General features: G+C 66.4%; 17 protein-coding genes and 1 pseudogene. 8 read left to right on the top strand and 10 right to left on the bottom strand.

Annotated elements, in window-relative coordinates:
- The first annotated feature begins 27 nt into the window (after positions 1 to 27).
- From AAFP35_RS02480 to AAFP35_RS02465, 4 genes are all read left to right on the top strand, one after another.
- Positions 28 to 219: a ferredoxin gene (locus AAFP35_RS02480; protein ID WP_419219931.1), complete on the top strand. Its 192-nt coding sequence runs from the start codon at positions 28 to 30 to the stop codon at positions 217 to 219.
- 174 nt (positions 220 to 393) lie between these two features.
- A complete protein-coding gene (locus AAFP35_RS02475; RefSeq protein WP_419219930.1) occupies positions 394 to 1,224 on the top strand; it encodes a TetR/AcrR family transcriptional regulator in 831 nt (276 codons plus the stop codon).
- A 395-nt stretch (positions 1,225 to 1,619) separates the two neighbouring features.
- Positions 1,620 to 2,189 (top strand): LLM class flavin-dependent oxidoreductase, encoded by a 570-nt coding sequence (locus AAFP35_RS02470; RefSeq protein ID WP_419219929.1) that lies wholly within the window; start codon positions 1,620 to 1,622, stop codon positions 2,187 to 2,189.
- Positions 2,190 to 2,199: 10 nt separating this feature from the next.
- Entirely contained in the window at positions 2,200 to 2,382 is a 183-nt protein-coding gene (locus AAFP35_RS02465; protein ID WP_419219928.1) for a hypothetical protein, read from the top strand.
- A gap of 165 nt (positions 2,383 to 2,547) precedes the next feature.
- Here AAFP35_RS02465 and AAFP35_RS02460 read toward each other — a convergent pair whose 3' ends face one another.
- The 4 genes from AAFP35_RS02460 to AAFP35_RS02445 form a co-directional block, all read right to left on the bottom strand.
- The gene (locus tag AAFP35_RS02460; RefSeq protein WP_419219927.1) at positions 2,548 to 3,783 is read right to left on the bottom strand and encodes a cytochrome P450; all 1,236 of its coding nucleotides are present in this window, start codon (positions 3,781 to 3,783) and stop codon (positions 2,548 to 2,550) included.
- Positions 3,784 to 3,919: 136 nt separating this feature from the next.
- Entirely contained in the window at positions 3,920 to 4,312 is a 393-nt protein-coding gene (locus tag AAFP35_RS02455; protein ID WP_419219926.1) for a pyridoxamine 5'-phosphate oxidase family protein, read from the bottom strand.
- Between the two features lie 66 nt (positions 4,313 to 4,378).
- Entirely contained in the window at positions 4,379 to 5,392 is a 1,014-nt protein-coding gene (locus AAFP35_RS02450) for an alpha/beta hydrolase (protein WP_419219925.1), read from the bottom strand.
- 220 nt (positions 5,393 to 5,612) lie between these two features.
- Complete coding sequence (locus tag AAFP35_RS02445) at positions 5,613 to 6,245, bottom strand: TetR family transcriptional regulator (RefSeq protein ID WP_419219924.1); 633 nt, start codon at positions 6,243 to 6,245, stop codon at positions 5,613 to 5,615.
- A gap of 126 nt (positions 6,246 to 6,371) precedes the next feature.
- On the opposite strand from AAFP35_RS02445, the gene AAFP35_RS02440 reads away from it, so the two are divergent.
- The 3 genes from AAFP35_RS02440 (at position 6,372) to AAFP35_RS02430 (ending at position 9,225) form a co-directional block, all read left to right on the top strand.
- Positions 6,372 to 7,199: a mycofactocin-coupled SDR family oxidoreductase gene (locus AAFP35_RS02440; RefSeq protein WP_419219923.1), complete on the top strand. Its 828-nt coding sequence runs from the start codon at positions 6,372 to 6,374 to the stop codon at positions 7,197 to 7,199.
- Between the two features lie 100 nt (positions 7,200 to 7,299).
- Positions 7,300 to 8,235, top strand: coding sequence for an AAA family ATPase (locus AAFP35_RS02435; protein WP_419219970.1), 936 nt, complete (start codon positions 7,300 to 7,302; stop codon positions 8,233 to 8,235).
- A 63-nt stretch (positions 8,236 to 8,298) separates the two neighbouring features.
- Positions 8,299 to 9,225 carry a vWA domain-containing protein gene (locus AAFP35_RS02430; RefSeq protein WP_419219969.1) on the top strand — a complete coding sequence of 309 codons (927 nt, stop codon included), beginning with the start codon at positions 8,299 to 8,301 and terminating at the stop codon, positions 9,223 to 9,225.
- Positions 9,226 to 9,436: 211 nt separating this feature from the next.
- Here AAFP35_RS02430 and AAFP35_RS02425 read toward each other — a convergent pair whose 3' ends face one another.
- The 6 genes and pseudogenes from AAFP35_RS02425 to AAFP35_RS02400 form a co-directional block, all read right to left on the bottom strand.
- The gene (locus tag AAFP35_RS02425) at positions 9,437 to 10,213 is read right to left on the bottom strand and encodes an enoyl-CoA hydratase (RefSeq protein ID WP_419219922.1); all 777 of its coding nucleotides are present in this window, start codon (positions 10,211 to 10,213) and stop codon (positions 9,437 to 9,439) included.
- Positions 10,206 to 11,306 (bottom strand): enoyl-CoA hydratase/isomerase family protein, encoded by a 1,101-nt coding sequence (locus tag AAFP35_RS02420; protein ID WP_419219921.1) that lies wholly within the window; start codon positions 11,304 to 11,306, stop codon positions 10,206 to 10,208. The genes AAFP35_RS02425 and AAFP35_RS02420 overlap by 8 nt, the downstream gene beginning before the upstream one ends.
- A 97-nt stretch (positions 11,307 to 11,403) precedes the next feature.
- Complete coding sequence (locus AAFP35_RS02415) at positions 11,404 to 11,874, bottom strand: MaoC/PaaZ C-terminal domain-containing protein (RefSeq protein ID WP_419219920.1); 471 nt, start codon at positions 11,872 to 11,874, stop codon at positions 11,404 to 11,406.
- Positions 11,871 to 13,538 (bottom strand): long-chain-fatty-acid--CoA ligase, encoded by a 1,668-nt coding sequence (locus AAFP35_RS02410; RefSeq protein WP_419219918.1) that lies wholly within the window; start codon positions 13,536 to 13,538, stop codon positions 11,871 to 11,873. Before AAFP35_RS02410 ends, AAFP35_RS02415 begins: the two co-directional genes overlap by 4 nt.
- 158 nt (positions 13,539 to 13,696) lie before the next feature.
- Positions 13,697 to 14,694 (bottom strand): annotated as a pseudogene (locus tag AAFP35_RS02405) (sugar phosphate isomerase/epimerase family protein).
- A 61-nt stretch (positions 14,695 to 14,755) separates the two neighbouring features.
- Entirely contained in the window at positions 14,756 to 15,994 is a 1,239-nt protein-coding gene (locus AAFP35_RS02400) for a Gfo/Idh/MocA family protein (protein WP_419219917.1), read from the bottom strand.
- 165 nt (positions 15,995 to 16,159) lie between these two features.
- On the opposite strand from AAFP35_RS02400, the gene AAFP35_RS02395 reads away from it, so the two are divergent.
- A complete protein-coding gene (locus tag AAFP35_RS02395) occupies positions 16,160 to 17,167 on the top strand; it encodes a LacI family DNA-binding transcriptional regulator (RefSeq protein WP_419219916.1) in 1,008 nt (335 codons plus the stop codon).
- Positions 17,168 to 17,309: the final 142 nt, after the last annotated feature.

Raw genomic sequence — 17,309 nt, 5'->3', positions numbered from 1 at the left:
CCGGCGACATCCGAGAGAAGGGACCACATGCACATCACCGTGGACACCAGTCGATGTGTCGGCCACGGCATCTGCGAGGCAGGCCTGCCCGCGGTGTTCGAGGTGAACGACGATGGCTACGTCGACATCGACACCGATGCCGCAACCGAGGCATCGGCCGACGATCTGCGAGCCGCAGCACTGGGCTGCCCGTCGGCTGCGCTCACCGTCGACCCCTGACCTCACCAGACGACGCGATCGTCTCACCCGCCGGGACCTGGCCCGTGCGGTGATCCGGTATGCGCTACAGTGACCGCAATACGGCGCCGTGCCCGGTCGGCATCCTCGGCGAGGTCCGGGTGCGGTCGAGCGCGGCGTCGTCGGAGTCGAGTCGTGAGGAAAGGTGGTACGAGAATGCCACGCAAAGGGGACGCACCGAAGCGCGAACGGCGCGAACGTGGTTCCATCGACCCTCAAGAAATCATCAACGGCGCCTTCGAACTCGCCGAAGATGTGGGTGTCGACAACCTGAGCATGCCGTTGCTCGGCAAGCACCTCGGGGTAGGCGTGACCAGCATCTACTGGTACTTCCGCAAGAAGGACGATCTACTCAACGCGATGACCGATCGCGCCCTCGAGCGGTTCGGCCTCGCCGCCGCGCTCGAGCCCGCGACCGGCAACTGGCGCGATCGACTTCACGAGCACGCGCACAAGATGCGTGACGTCTTCGCCGCCAACCCGATCCTGTGCGACCTGATACTGATCCGGTCGTCCCTCAGTCCTCGCAACGCAGCATTGGGCGCCAAGGAGATCGAGAAGATCGTCGAGGGCCTGGTGGACGCCGGACTACCACTCGAGGACGCGTACGACAGCTACTCGGCGGTGCAGCTGCACGTCCGCGGAACGATCGTGCTCGAACGGCTACACGAGAAGAGCAAAGCCGAGGATGCCACCGCCCAGGCGTACTACGAGAACCTGATCATCACACCCGAGAAGACCCCGCTGCTCGCCCAGGCCGCCGCGATGGGACGCGTCGGCGGCGCCCCGGACGATCGCAACTTCGAGTACGGCCTGAACTGCATCCTCGACCACATCGCAGCATTGGTCGACCGGCAAGGCGCCGGGTCCAAGCCGCGCAAGGCCACCAAGGCCCCCGTCAAGAAGACCGCTGCGAAGAAAGCCGTCGCGAAGAAGACGGCCGCGAAGTCGACGCAACGGACCAACGTCAAGGCTGCCGGCAGCTGATCCGTATCCCTTGCCCGTCCATGTCGGATTCGACGTGGACGGGCCTTTTTCTGCGCATGATCGGTGCGGAGTCCTCGTCACCGAGCGGCGGGAACACTCCACTCGCTCGCTCGCACGGTAAGCTATTGTAAATTCAATAGTTGGCCATTCGGTGTCTCTCGTGCCGTCGACCCACGCGTAGACACGGTCATCCCCGGAGGTACACCGACCCATCCGAACCCGAAGCACCGTGACCACACGCGACAACATCCGGTTCGTCCTGGAATACCCGAGCGAACTACCCACTGCGCCAGACGATTTACTCCGTCCCGAGGTCGTGCGAGACGTCGTCGGAGCAGCGAGGAGTCGGGCTTCGACGGTGTGGCCCTCAGCGAGCATCCGGCGCCATCGCTCAAGTGGCGCAACAACGGCGTACACAACACCCTCGACCCCATCGCCGCGCTGGGTTCCATGGCCGCGGCGACCACCGAGATCCCCTTGTCACGAATCTCTACGTGCTGCCGTTTCACACGCCATATCTCGCCGCGAAGGCGCTCGGCAGTCTGGACATACTGGCCGGTGGCCGGGTGATCGCCGGGGTCGGGGCCGGATATCTCCGCTCGGAGTTCACCGCGCTCGGCGCCTACTTCGACCGTCGCGCGACGCTGTTCGACGAGGGGCTCGCGGCGCTGCGATCGATCTGGCGATCTCCCGAGAAGCCGGTTCGTGGAGACGATTTCGAGGCCATCGGTCCAGTCGCACTGCAACCGCCCCGTCAACAACCGCACCCGCCGATCTGGATCGGCGGGAACAGTCGGGCCGCGCTGCGTCGGGTCGTCGACCACGGTGACGGTGTGGATGCCGCTGATCGTGGACCCGGCCAAGACCTCGTCGATCCGGACGACGGCGATCGAGACCCCCGACCAGTACTCCGACGAACTCGCGATCCTGCGCACCCGAATGGCACAGTCAGGTCGCGACTCTGAGACATTCGATGTGCAGGTCGTCTGTCCACCAATCGATCTCGACGACGCCGCATCGGTGGCGTCGGCCCGGGCCTTCCTCGACGACATGGCCAGACGCGGCGCGACGTGGGCGGTGATCCATGTCGACGGGTCCGGTCCCCGGGCCGCAGTCGACTACATCAAGAGATTCGGAACTCTGTTCGCCGGCAGGTAGCCCGTCACCCGCCGGTATCGGGGACTGAACACCCGGTCTCGACCGTGACAGTCTCGAGCGTCGCGGTCACCGAGACCTCGGCGAACTCGTCGACCATAGGAGATCGCCGACAGCCGCGCAACGAACGCGGCGGCGGGGTCGAGTTCGGCCGACCCCGCCCACCCGTCACACCATCGTGTACTTGATCGGAAGATGTTTGAGCCCACCGACGAACGTCGTCGCGGTGAGCTCGGGCTCCCCGGCCAGTTCGATCGATCGCAGTCGCGGCAGCAGCTCGTTGAAGAAGCTGCTGATCTCCATCCGTGCCAGCGGGGCACCCAGGCAGAAGTGCACCCCGAACCCGAAGGCGACGTGTTTGTTGACCTCACGACCGACATCGAAGCGGAACGGTTCGTCGAACGCCTCGTCGTCACGGTTTCCCGACACGTACGACAAGAGGAGTGAATCTCCCTGCGCCACAGGAACACCACCGACTTCAGTGTCTTGCGTCGCGGTGCGCATGAACGCCTTGACCGGCGTCACCCACCGGATCATCTCCTCGGTCGCGGCAGGCAGCAGTTCGAGATCGTCGGTGAGCCTGCGCCGTTGCTCCGGATGCTCGATCAACGCGCGCATCCCACCGGAGATGCTGGAGGTCGTGGTGTCGTGGCCCGCCGTCGCGATCAGCGCGTAGTACGACACCGCATCGATGTCACCGAGTGGCTCGCCGTCGATGACGGCGTTCGCGATGGTGGAGGCCATGTCGTCGGTGGGATGTTCCCTACGTCGGGCCGCGAGCTTGCTGAAGTAGTCGAACATGTCCAGCAACGCATTCATCTGCTCGTCCGGTGGCGTGCTCCGCGCCAACTCGGTATCCGCCGACCCGACGAGTTCCTGGGTCAACGTCAGCATGCGGGGGAAGTCGGCCTCGGGGACCCCGAGGAGCGACATGATCACGTACAGAGGGAAATTCACGGCGACCTCCTGGACGAAGTCGCACTCACCCCCGGCGGCGGCCAGCTTGTCGACGTAGATTCGTGCCAATTCGTCGATCCGGGACCTCATCGCCTTGAGCGCCCTGGGCCGGAACCAGTTCAGCGCGACGGCGCGCATGACGCGATGCTCGGGGTCATCCATGTGGATGAGGGTCCGGATCTGGACGGCAGCCTGCAGCTCTTCTTCGGCCGCCGTCATCAGGACCGGGCGCGGCGAGTTGGTGAACACATCATTGGCACGTTCGACGGCCATGATGTCCTCGTGTCGGGTGATCGCCCAGAAGGGGTGGTAACCCGGCGCCTCCACCCAGGCGACCGGCGCCGTCCTGCGCAGGTGCGCGAGTGCAGCGTGTATCCGATCATCGTCGGCGTAGGCGTTCGGATCGGCGACGGCGGCCGCCGCCTCCTCGATGGTCGGTGCACTCATCCGCGGCTCCTCGATTCGGTCAGAAGGATTGGGCAGGGCTGGCCCGACGGTATTACCGTATGCCCAACAGTAATAAGCGCCGACAACGGCGTCAACCACGAGATCGCTCGAGCCGGGCCCGGACGGGCCCGCGACGTCACCTCACCGTGAACCGAGTGGCGTCGAGGATCATGACGACCCGATCAGCGACGTCGGCCGGCGGCTGCGTGTCGGCCACTCCGTATCGATTGCCGAGTTCGACGAAGAACGACCCTTCGTTGTCCTCCTCGACCGTCACCAGCCAACCACGCACCTCGAGCGCTCGTGACGGGGCTTCCGGATCGGTGATCATGAAGGCGTAGTTGGGATTCGCCTGCAAGCTCACGAACTTCTTGCGCGGGATGGTGTGACTCATGCGCAGATGGGCACCGTCCCACTTGAAGCGCATCGGCGACAGGCTCGGGGAACCATCCGGACTGACGGTCCCGAGCACTCCGACGATGGGCCTTTCCAGGAGGTCCTCATATCCCGACGGAACTTTGGAGATCATGCACTCACCATAGGACAGGGAACCGACTTCCCGAAAGATCTACGGTAAGGAACTACAGAAGTCCGTTCAGCGGCCCGCGGGAGCAGCCGACGGTCGGGCGGGCGCCCGGTCGGCGAGATCGCCGGCGATCATCGGCCAGGTGCGTCGCAGGTCTGATTCCCAGTACTCCCACGAGTGCGTACCGGTCGGACGATCGATGAGCTTCATCGGCACACGCAGACTCCGCATCCGCGCGGCCATGTCCCGGGTGCACGCGTTCACCGCGGCCTCGATCGCGCCCCCGAGGACCACCTGGTTGGCCAGGGTGAGCGGATTTCCCTCCACCAGCCGCGCGTTCATCTGATCGTACGGGCCGGGCAGACCGGTCCCCGAGGTCATGTAGACCTTGGTCCCACGCAGTTTCGGGGCGTTGATGTAGGGATCGTTGGCGCGCCACCCCGCACCCCCGACCGGGCCCCACATGTTGTTCAGATCGCCTTGCCCCCGGTCTGCGACGACCATGCGAATATAGGCCTGCCCCAACGGATCACTCGTGCGCGCACATCCACTGTAGGCGGCCACCGAGCGGTAGAGCCGCGGCGCCGCGATGGCGAGGTTGAGGACCGAGGTGCCGGCCATCGAGATGCCTGCGATCGCGTTCACCTTGGTGGTGTTGAACTCCTTGTCGATCAGCGGCGGGAGTTCTTTGGTGAGAAAGGTCGTCCATTTGTTACGCCCCAGCACCGGATCGTCTGCGGCCCAATCCGTGTAGTACGAGAACGCACCGCCGATCGGCGTCACCACGTTCACGTTCTTGTCGGCAAAGAACTTCACGTAGTCGGTCTTGGCCGCCCACGTGGCCGAGTCCTCGCCACCGCCGGCGCCGTTGAGCAGATAGAACGTCGGCCGCGGTTTGCTGGTGTCGCGTGGCCGCAGGATGTTCAGCGGGATCATGCGGCGCATCGATGCCGAGTACACCACTGCGGTGACCTGTTGCTTCGTGTCCTGGATGACGGTGTCGATCCGCGAGACCGCCGGATCCGGTTGCGGTGCAGCCAACGCCGCTGACGATCCCGCACCGACGGCCAGCATGGCAGCCATACCGGCTCCGAACCACGCCCAGCATCGACGCCCCATCCGCGCACGCACCATTTGCCCCTTTGATCACTTTAATAACCAATTTTCACAAATCGTATCCAGTGAGCCTGTCGACCCCAAGTCGAGCGGCCTGCTTGTTAGGCAGTTGTGACGTGCGGTCGAGTCGGAAACCGGTGCCGCGGAGCCGACGACCGGCGCGGTTTCGACGGTGCGGCGCGCGCCGTCAGACGTCGGTGTCGGGTCGACCCACGCGGGGCAGGATGAGGTCGAACGCGGTGCGCAGACACTCGCCGAGGTCCCGCTCCGGATCGGCCAGCCACAATTCATGTCCGGCGGTGGAAGCCGCCATCGCCGCATGTGCGAAGGCGACCGGGTGCGCGCCGTCGGCCCGGTCACCGGTCCGCTGCCCGACGAACTCCGCGATCGCCATCCGCCAGCGTCGGAAAACCACACTCGCCTGTGCCTGCACGGCAGGCGCATAGACGATCAGGTGGGCCCGCTGCCGGGCCCATTCGTCCTCGTCACGGCCATGATCGATCGCCGAGATGAAGGCATCGGCGACCACGCGCGCCGGTTCACTCGACACCGGCGCGTCGGCGAGCATCCGTCGGAAATGCGCGAGCTCGGCATCGGACTCCACCCAGACGACGTCGGCCTTGGTGGCGAAGTACCGGAAGAACGTGCGTCGGCTCACGCCGACCGCCGCGGCGATGTCCTCGACGCTCGTCTGGTCGAAACCGTCGCGGAGGAACAGACGTTGAGCGGCCGCGGCAAGTGCTCGGGCACTGGTGCTCGCCGGACGACCACCGCGGTCCGCTTCTGCCGACTCCACGTCGGTCCGACTCCCCTCGCGCATGCGCTCATGGTCGCACGACCCACACCGGAGACCGCACGATTCGGGTCTGGATTTATGACACACCGTGACATATCGTCGCCGTTGAGACGTGGATCACAGGGTCGGGACCTGAGGAGTTGTCACACCATGGGCAAGCTCGAGGGCAAGGTCGCCTTCATCACCGGAGCCGCACGCGGGCAGGGACGCAGTCATGCGTTGCGGCTGGCACAAGAGGGCGCCGACATCATCGCCGTCGACGTCACCGACCAAGTCGCGACGGTGCCCTACGACACCGCGCGCCCCGGCGACATGGAGCAGACCATCGAGCAGGTGGAGGCACTCGACCGCCGCATCATCGCGTCGGAGGTCGATGTCCGAGATCTCGCCGGCCTTCAGAAGGCCGCGGCCGACGGTTTCGCGGCACTCGGCCGTATCGACATCGTGCTTGCCAACGCCGGTATCAGCACGATGGCGCCGACGATCGAGATGGACGAGCAGACCTGGCAGACGATGATCGACATCAACCTCACCGGCGTGTGGAAGACGGTTCGGGCGGCGGTTCCCTTCGTCGTCGAGGGCGGTCGAGGAGGGTCGGTGGTCCTGACCAGTTCGTTGGCGGCAATCACCGTCAATGAGAACATCGCCCACTATTCGGCGGCCAAACACGGGTTGATCGGCCTGATGCGAGTACTCGCAAAGGAACTCGGACCACAGAACATCCGGGTCAACACCGTGCATCCGACCACCGTGGCCACCGACATGATCCTCAACGACGCCACCTACAAGCTCTTCCGACCGGATCTGGACAACCCCACGCGCGCCGACTTCGAGGAAGCCGCCATCGAGATGAACCGTCTGCCGGTCGCGATGGTGGAGCCGATCGACATCTCCCATGCGGTTCTCTATCTGGTCTCCGACGACGGACGGTACGTTACCGGGACGACACATGTCGTCGATGCCGGCGGACGCCTGTAGTCACTTCTCCCGCACCGCTCCCCGACGCAAAGGAACACACATGGGACTTCTCGACGGCACCGCCGTACCGACCGTCGATCACACCGAGGCCGCCGACCGGATGGACACATCCGACGATCTGGCCGCGCTCCGTCGTCGCATCGCGATGCAGGTCGTGGGTCGCGAGCGCGAACTCGACCTGGTGTTCGCCACGGTGGCCGCCGGTCGTGACCTGATCCTGGAGGGACCTCCGGGGACGTCGAAGAGCACGGTGCTCCGCGCAATCACCGCCGAGTGGGGAATCCCGCTGGTCCTCGTCGAGGGCAATGCCGACCTGACGCCGAGCCGCCTTGTCGGACACCACAATCCGTCCCGGGTGCTGCGCGAGGACTACAGCGCCGACAACTTCGTCGACGGCCCGCTGCTGGAGGCCATGCGTTCCGGCGGCTTCCTTTACGTGGAAGAATTCAACCGGGCACCCGAGGACACCATCGACACCCTGCTGACCGCGATGGCCGAGCGCGTCGTCACCGTGCCACGGGTGGGTGTCGTGGCCGCTCACCCGAGTTTTCGCGTGGTCGCATCGATGAACCCGTACGACAACGTCGGCACCACACGCCTGTCGACCTCTGTTCACGACCGCATGTGCCGCCTGGTCGTCGACTATCAGGATGCGGCCGCCGAACGGGAGATCGTCTCGCGCCGAGCACACCCGGTGACGCCCAGGATGGCGGCCGACGCGGTGGCGGTCACGAGGATGACGCGACGTCGTGACGACATCCGGCAGGGCAGCAGTGTTCGAGGTGCGATCGACCTCGCCATGGTCGGCACCCAGCTGTGCGCGATGCGGGGTGTCGAGGTGCCCGCGACCGACGTCGTGGACCCGCCGCGCGATCTGCCCACCGACTACACGTCGGCCTTCCTCGACGCGATGCTCGTGGCACTCTCGGGCCGTATTCATCTCGACGACACAGCGTTCACCACCGCGGAGGGCATTCTCACCGAGATCTGGCAGGACCACTTCCTGCTGCGCCCCGCAGCGGCCGAACCGGGTTGAAGAGAGGTCGAGGCCGACTCGCCGCTCACCCGCCCCTCGGCGCGGCCCTCCGGCCCTCGAACCCTGAAACCTTTGCGGCGCAAACCGAAACAGCTCGACGAGGAACCTGATCTGCTCGTCGCATCCGCGGGCGGGTCGGGGATGGTGGTGGCCGGCGATCGGGGACGAGACCCCCGGCGGCCCCCGCACCATCGCGGTTCGGGCACCACGGCGATCACCGACGAGGCCGGTGACCTCGACCGGACGGACGACCGAGTCGCGGTCGATGAGCAGGCCCGTGTGCGGGCCCGTCAGATCGCCCGGAAACTGGCGTTGGCGCAGGTACTGCATACCAGTCGGGCACCACGATCGGCGACCGGGACGCTGGTGACCCGACGATGGCGGGGCGACTCCGACGAGATCGACCTCGACGCCACCCTCGAGGCGGTGGCCGCCAACCCGTTACCCACCGACGACGACATCCTCGTCCGCCAGCGGGTCCGTCGGCATCGGTCGGTGATGATCGTCGTGGACATCTCCGGGTCGGCCAGGGGCGAACAGGTACGGACGGCGGCCGCGACGGTCGGCGCCCTCGTCGGCGAGTTGTCGCGGGACAGCGTCGGTGTCATCGCGTTCTGGTCCGATGCCGCGTTGATCTCCCCGCTCGGTGAACCGGTCGTCCCCGATCGGGTTGTCGACCAACTCCTCACCCTGCCCGCCCAGGGGCTGACCAACGTGGCGTTCGCACTGTCCACCGCGGCCGACGAACTGCGTGGCGCGCCGCGCGCCGACGCACGTGTGCTGTTGCTCAGCGACTGTGTGCACAACGCGGGTCCCGACCCACGCACGATGGCCTCGACGCTGCCTCGCCTCGACGTCCTGCTGGACACGTCCGGAGAGCACGACGCCGACCTGGGCCGCGACCTTGCCGACGTCGGCCATGGACGGTGCATCCCCATCGTCGATCACCATGGTGTCGCACCGGCGCTACGACGGATCTTCGCGTCGTAGCGTCGCATTCCAGCCGCCGAGAGCACCCGGAGTTCCGCCGACAGCAACCGTTGCCCGGACGTCTGTGGACCCCAAGAGGTTGCTGCCGGCGCGAAACCGGTTGCTGCCGGCGCGAAACCGGTTGCTGTCGCCGGGATATCGGTTGCTGTCGGCGACTTGGTGGTTGCTGTCGGCGGGATACCGGTTGCTGTCGGCGGGAAATGGGTTGCTGTCAGCGGTGAGTGAACGTCGGGTCGCGCTTCTCCACGAATGCGGCCATACCCTCGGTCTGGTCGTCGGTGGCAAAAGTGGAGTAGAAGAGCGCGCGTTCGGCGCGGACGCCCTCGGCGAGACCGGTTTCGAAGGCACGGTTGACGGCGTCTTTGGCCAGCGACGCGGCGATGAAGGACTTGGCCGCGATCGTGGCGGCGACATCCTTGGCGGTGGCGAGCGCCTCGTCGGCGGGCACCACTCGCGACACCAGACCGAGCCGGTCTGCCTCGTCGACCTTCATCTGTCGACCGGTGAGGACCATGTCCATCGCCTTCGCCTTGCCGACGGCCCGCGTGAGGCGTTGCGAGCCACCGATTCCGGGAATCACCCCGAGGTTGATCTCCGGTTGTCCGAAGACCGCGTTGTCGCCGGCGATGATGATGTCGCAGAGCATCGCCAACTCACATCCGCCGCCCAGTGCGTAGCCGGTGACCGATGCGACGATCGGTGTCCGCAGTCTCGAGAGATCGTCCCAGGCTCCGAAGAATTGCTCGGAGACCACGTCACTGTAGGACTTCGACGACATCTCCTTGATGTCGGCGCCCGCCGCGAATGCACGGTCCGATCCGGTGATGACGATCGCACCGATCTTCCGATCGCGATCGAATGCGGTTGCCGCGGCGACGACCTCGGTCATCAGCGTGGTGTTCAGTGCGTTGAGCGCCTTGGGCCGGTTCAGCGTGATGATGCCGACGCGCCCCTCGGTCGCGACGATGATCGTTTCGTGGTCAGACACTGGAATCCTCCTGTTGTGCAACGTCGATGGCCAGCTCGAGCCCGTCCGGCAATGCGTCGAAGAAGCCCTCGACGGTGGCCGCGGACACCGCCGAGTGCTGGGCGGGCTGCCACGAGGGATTGCGGTCTTTGTCGACGACCTGGGCACGGATCCCCTCGGCCATGTCGGGATGGAGCAGGCTGCGCAACGACACCCGGTACTCACGGGTCAGGGTCTGCGCCAGCGTGGGTCGCACGTCGCGCAGCGATCGCAGCGTGACGGCCAGGGCCGTGGGGCTCTTTGCCTCGATGGTGGCCGCGGTCTTGGTCGCGAACTCGGTACCTACCGCACGGCAGCCCTCGATGATCTCGACCACCGACTCCGCGGCGAACACGTCGCGGATCCAGTCGCGCTCGCCGGCCAGCACCGACGCCGGTGGCTGCTGTGCGAATGCGGCGATGGCGTCGTCGAGCGAACGCTCGCCGATCGTCCGGCGAAACGCGTCGAGATCGTCGGCGGGCACGAAATGATCGGCGAGTCCCATCGCGATGGCGTCGGCGCCGGACAACGAGCCCGCGCTCAGCGCGGCATAGGTACCGAGACCGTCGGGCACCCGGGCCAGCAGATGAGTGCCGCCGACGTCGGGCACGAAACCGATTCCGACCTCGGGCATGGCAAGCCGGGTGCGGTCGGTGACGATCCGGGTGTTGGCGTGGGCCGAGATACCGACGCCACCACCCATGACGATGCCGTCCATGATCGCGACGTACGGCTTCGGATAGCCGGCGATGTCGGCGTTGAGCCGGTACTCGTCGCGCCAGAACACGGCTGACGGACAGGCCGCGGCCTGCGCGTCACCGGCGGCCTGGTCGCCGCTGAGCGAGGCGGCGTCGCGGTGGATCGCGATGATGTCGCCACCGGCGCACAGTCCCCGCTCTCCCGCGCCCTCCAGGACGACCGCCGCGATCGTCGCGTCTGTCGCCCAGCCACGCAACAACTCATCCATCGCGGTGACCATCGGATGGTCGAGTGCGTTGATCGATTTCGGCCGGTTCAGCGTCAGTGTCGCGACGCCACCCTCGACCGCGGACAGCACCGACGGTTCGTCCACCATGCCTGCAGCTCCTCGTCCTCCGGGAATCTCCACACAGATACTTGCATATCCTAGTAATGGAGTACAGCGGTGGTGCCGATCGCTCCGGCGGGCCACCTCAGAGGGCGCGACTGCGTACCAGGACCTCGACCACGAGGGAGAGGACGGCCTCACCGTTCTGATTGGTGACCCTCGAGGACATCGTGACCAGGGTGCGGTTGCGGTCGTCGGACGACAGACCGTCGATGACGTTCACGCCGGTCAGCGTGTCGCCCGGACGTACCGGCGACAGGAAACGGACGTCGGTCAGGCGGCGACCCGCGATCACCGCCCAGCGGTCGAACTGCGCGTGCACCGACAATCGCTGGTACACCGCGATGGTGTGGATACCGCTCGCGATCAGGCCCCCGAAGGCACCGCCGGCAGCGGCGTCGGCGTCGATGTGGAAACTCTGCGGATCCCACTCGGTGGCGAAGTCGACGAGCTCGTCTTCGGAGATGGTGTGGCTGCCGAGGTGATACTCGAGCCCGACGACGAGGTCGTCACCGTGGACGACTCCGGTGGCGGTCAGGTCGTGGCACTCGGTCATCTGTCCTCCTGGTAGAGATCGCCGTACTCGGTACGCATGCGTTTCTTGTCGAGTTTGCCCACGCTGGTGCGGGGTAGTTCGTCGAGGAACAGCACCGTGTCGGGGAGCTGCCATTTCGCGAACTTTCCGGTCAGCACAGCGGTGACATCGTCGAGCGGCAGGTGCGACCCGTCGACCGTGACGACGAGCGCGACCGGCCGCTCCTGCCACTTCGGGTGGGTGACGCCGATGACCGCGACCTCACGGATCTTCGGATGCGCCACCAGTGCGTTCTCCATGTCGATGGACGAGATCCACTCTCCGCCGCTCTTGACCACATCCTTGATGCGATCGGTCAGCTTGAGATATCCGTGTTCGTCGATCCGTCCGACATCGCCGCTGCGCCAGTAACCGTCGACGAACTTGTCGGCATCGTCGTCGAGGTCGTGGTAGCGCTCGGTGATCCACGGTCCGCGCAGCAGCACCTCCCCCTGGCTGACCCCGTCGCGCGGAACGTCGTTGTCCTCGGCGTCGACGACGCGGATGTCGATCCCGGTGATGGGCAGTCCCTGACTACGTTTCAGGTCCCACTTCTGGTCCTCCGAGAACGATGCGCGCAGAGAAGGTTTGAGCGCACCGTTGATGGTGACCATGGGAGTGGTCTCGGTGGCCCCGTACGCGTGGATGATGTCGGCACCGGTGAGCTCGTCGAAGTCACGCATCAACGACAGCGGTGGTTCGCTTGCCCCGGACAGCAGCCGCGCACGGGAGAAATCCGGGGGCGCGGCCAATGTCTTGATGTAATCCATCATCGGCGCGAAGATCGCCGGCGCACCGTTGGCGACCGTGACCTGCTCGTCGATCATCGCGTCGACGAGCATCGCCGTGTCCTCGGCGCTGTAGCGGCCGGGCAAGACGAGCTTGGCATTGCTGTAGATGGCCGACTGCACGAGCCCCCAGGTCTGCGCGTGGAACATCGGCGTGATGGGCATGACCGCGTCGTCGCTGTTCATGCCGAGCTGCCCGACCTGCATCATCGTGTGCAAGACGATGCCGCGATGGGAGTAGTAGACCCCCTTCGGCCGGCCGGTGGTACCGGTTGTGTAACACGCACTGTAGGTGGAGTTCTCGTCGATCACCGGCCATTGCGTCACCGGCTGGGCCGCGGCGACGAGGTCTTCCCAGTGCCGCACGTCGGGCAGCGTGGTGGCGATCGCCGACAGCGGCCGGTCGGTCATGATCACCCACGTGATGTCATCGGATACGTTCGGCGCCAATGCTTCCGCGACCGGGATCAGCGTTTCGTCGACCAGGATGACCGACGCTCGCGAATGGGCCACGACATAACCGAGATCCTCGGTCCCCAAGCGCAGGTTCATCTGCAACATGGCCGCCGCGACACCTGGTATCGCCCAATAGAGTTCGAAGTGGCGCTTGCTGTTCCAGTCGAGGACACCGACGACATCGGCAGGCCCGACCCCGATGGCCCGCAGTGCGCCTGCGGCGCGCCCCACCCGGTCGTACGCATCCGCGTAGGAGTAGCGTTCCCACTCCCCGTTCGCCGCGCGATAGACGATCTCGCGCTCGGGGTAGGTGCGCGCCGCGTGCCGGATGATGGTGGTCGTGTTCAGCTGGTAGCGGTCCCCGTGCGTCGACGGCAACCCCTGCACGATCTGCGATCCCATGACACATACCTTCCCGGCGTCGAGCGGTCACACCTGGGGTACGACGCCTTCCAGTATGTATAGCACCACGCCACGCCCCCTCTCCGCCGCCTCGATCAGCCACGATGTGCGCAGGTCGAGGCGGCGCAGCGTCAGCGCATCGCGCGATCGCGTCGTGGTCAGACGAGGACTGCCGAGTCGGCGGCCTTGAGCGTCTCCGCGGCAACCCGCAGACCTTCGAGCGGACCGAACTCCACGTCCTCGTGCTCGATGTTGACCGCCATGTCGGGATCGACCTTCTCCAGCGCCCGCAGGAATCGTGTCCAGAAGTCCACGTCGTGACCGCGTCCGACGGCGACGAAATCCCATGCGGAGTCATCGGCCAACGGTTCACGACATGCTTGCCACCGAGTCCGGTCGGGTTCTCCGACAGTGGAATCCGAGTGAACCGCTCGTCGAGGACGCCGTGGATTCGGCAGCTGTCGTTGATCCGGGTGTCCTTGGCCGCCGCGTGCAGGACGAGCGGCCCGAGCCACTCGATCGCGGCGATCGGGTCGATGCCCTGCCAGAACAGGTGAGACGGGTCCATCTCCGCGCCGACGTTGGTGGCGCCGACCTTGTCGACGAGCCGTTTCAGCGTCGGCGGGTTGAACACGAGGTTCTGCGGGTGCATCTCGATGGCGACCTTCACGTCGTTGTCCCGCGCCAGGGCGTCGATCTCGGTCCAGAACGGGATGGCGACCTCGTCCCATTGGTAGTCGAGCGAGTCGAGATATCCCGAGTCCCAGGTGTTCACATGCCAGGCAGGCCACCGGCCACCCGGATGAGCCTGGGGCAGACCGGACATGGTGACCACGCGATCGACGCCGAGCAGTCCCGCGACTCTGATCGCGTTGCGCAGGTCGTCGGCGTCGTCGGGGCCGACCTCGGGATCTGGGTGCAACGGATTGCCATTGCAGTTGAGTCCGGCGATCTGCACGCCGGTGCCGTCGAAGGTCGCGAGGTAGTCCCGCGCGCTGACCTCGCCGGAGAGCAGGTCGGCGACCGGCAGATGCGGGGTGCCGAGGAATCCGCCCGCATTGATCTCGGCACCGGTGAGGCCGAGGGAGCCGATGACCTCGAGGGCCTCGCGCAGGGGTACCGAGTGCAGGATCGCGGTGTAGACGCCGAGTTTCATGAGTTCATATCCTTGTCGTTCAATGGTTTTCGTTGCCGCAGGGGCGATCGGGAAGGTGCGGTCACACGACCTTGACCGTTGCGCCGCCACCCCTGGCCGATTCGGTGATGGCCTCGACGACCCGCATGCTGTGCACGCCGACGTCGAAGCCGGGCAGCGGGCCGAGTTCGTCGATGCCGGCGACCTGATCGAGGAAGGCACGCGCCTGGTAGGCGAACAGTTCGGCCTTGCCGTGCCCGACTCCGCCTGCGTCCATCGGGAGGCCGCCGCGGATGTAGGGATGCTCGGGTCCGATGGTCACACGGCGCGGACCGTTGACCGCCCGTCGTGACACGACTCCCGGCCGGTGCTCCTCCGGGGCCGAACCGGCCGTTGGCACGTCGACGGGCGCGAGTTCGGTCGCGATCTGGAACTCCGCGATGCGCGCCAGTTCCCATGCGGCAGAACCACTTGTCCCGAACATCTCGAAGCCCAGTCCATCGGCCAGGCCGTGCGCGACCCGAGAGGCGGAGAAGGTGGCGGCGGCCCCGCCGGCGAATGTCGCGGTGAAGGTGGCCACGTCCTCGTTCTCGACCGGCGCCATCTCGTCGGAGACGGCCGCTCTCGTGTGTCCGTAGGTGGTGCCGATCGGGACGGGGCGCTCGGTGATCACCGTGTGGAACCGGGCGCCGGAGATCTCGGCGATCGGACCGCAGATGAACTCCGCGAGGTCGACGAGATGGCTGCCGACGTCGGCGAGTGCGCCCGTTCCGGGACCGCCGCGGTAGCGCCAGGTGATCGGCGAACCCGGGTCGAGGGCGTAGTCGCACCAGTAGTGACCGTTGAAGTGGACCAGGTCGCCGATCGTGCCCGCCGCGAGTTCGCGGCGGATCTGCTCGACCGCGGGGGAACGGCGGTAGGTGTAGCCGACCGCCGTGACGGTGTCGGCCGCGGCCGCCGCCTCGACCATGGCCTCGGCGTCGGCCCGCGATGCGGCCAACGGTTTCTCGCACAGGACATGCTTGCCTGCGGCGAGCAACCCCTCGACCATCTCGCGATGTAGGTGATTGGCGACCACCACACTCACCACGTCGATGTCGTCGGCGGCCGCGATCGCCCGCCAGTCGTACTCCGCCCGCTCGTAGCCGTATCGCTTCGCGGTGTCGTCGGCGACCGCGGCGTTGGCGTCCGCGATCGCCACCAGTCGCACATCCGGCCGGTCGGTGCCGAACAGGGTGGTCGCCATCCGATAGCCGGCAGCATGCGCGCGTCCGGCCATCCCACCGCCGATGACGGCGACGCCGAGAGATGTGTTGGCCATCGAGACCAGCTCCTTTGCCATTGTGCCGCCGGTGTCGTCGCCCCAGCGGTTCCGTGTGAACTAGTCCGGTCTACTAAACCGGTCTAGTTCCGGTACTATGGGCCGCGTCACAAGGGCCTGTCAACCCCTTTCCGGGATTGGCGGCCGTCCACGAAAGGAGGGCAGGTGGCCAACACATCTGCGCGGCCGACCATGCAGGACGTCGCCGACAAGGTCGGCGTGTCCAAGGCAACGGTGTCCCTGGTGTTCCGCAGGGCCCCCGGTGTCGGCGAGCAGACCCGGCGTCGGGTCCTCGAGGCGGCCGAGGAACTCGGCTACCGGATGAACCGCGCGGCCGCCCTCATGACCGCCCGTCGTTCACACCTGATCGGCGCGGTGGCGCAGATAGGCAACAGCTTTCACGCCGAGGTGGTCGAGAACATCGTCGCCGCAGCCGATCTCGCCGGATACGAGATCGTGCTCGGCGCCGTGACACCCACCCACGACGAGCAGCGCGTGATCGGAACTCTGATGGACTTCCGTTGCGAGGGAATGCTTCTCATCGGAACAGAACTCGAGTCGGCAACCATCTCTCGACTCGGCGACCAACTGCCGACCGTGGTGATCGGACGACGGACAACGGTGCCGTCCGTCGATGTCGTACGCACGAACGACAGCAGGGGGATCGGGGCCGTCGTCGATCACCTCGTCGCACTCGGACACCGGCGGATCGTCCACGTCGCCGCCGGACAGGGGGTGATCGCGTCCGATCGTCGCAACGGTTTTCTCCGCGCCCTACACCGACACGGTGTCCACGATCCCGTCATCGTCGACGCGGGCGGTTTCACCGAAGAGGCCGGGATGGCGGCGGCCGAACAACTGCTGTCCGCACCGATCCGACCCACCGCCGTGGTGTGCGCCAACGATCGCCTGGCCGTCGGCGTGCTCGACGTGCTGCGCCGCGGTCGGCTGGAGGTCCCCGACGACATCTCGGTCACCGGATTCGACGACAGCGTGCTGGCCCGGATGTCCAGCATCGACCTCACCACCGTCAGCCAGCAGCCGAAGGCCCAGGCCGAGCAGGCGATCGACGCCGTGGTCGGACGCCTCGATCGGCAGCGCACCGAGCGGGTCACCACCACTCTGCTACCGGAACTGGTGGTCCGGGCCACCACCGGGCGCGCCAACACCTAGCGTCCACCGCACCCGTACACGCAACCCTGGGAGCAGCCGTGATGCTCGGTGGCGCGCGGCCACCACATCGCTCTGTGAGACGATCGGTGACCATGGCGCATCACCGAGCCCCGACAGGCCTGCAGGCCGGTCGGCGAGTTCC

It is taken from the genome of Gordonia sp. CPCC 206044 (assembly GCF_048537895.1).
GTDB lineage: Bacteria > Actinomycetota > Actinomycetes > Mycobacteriales > Mycobacteriaceae > Gordonia.
The sequence above is the reverse complement of the archived record's forward strand: the minus strand, read 5'-3'. Positions and strand labels throughout refer to the sequence as shown.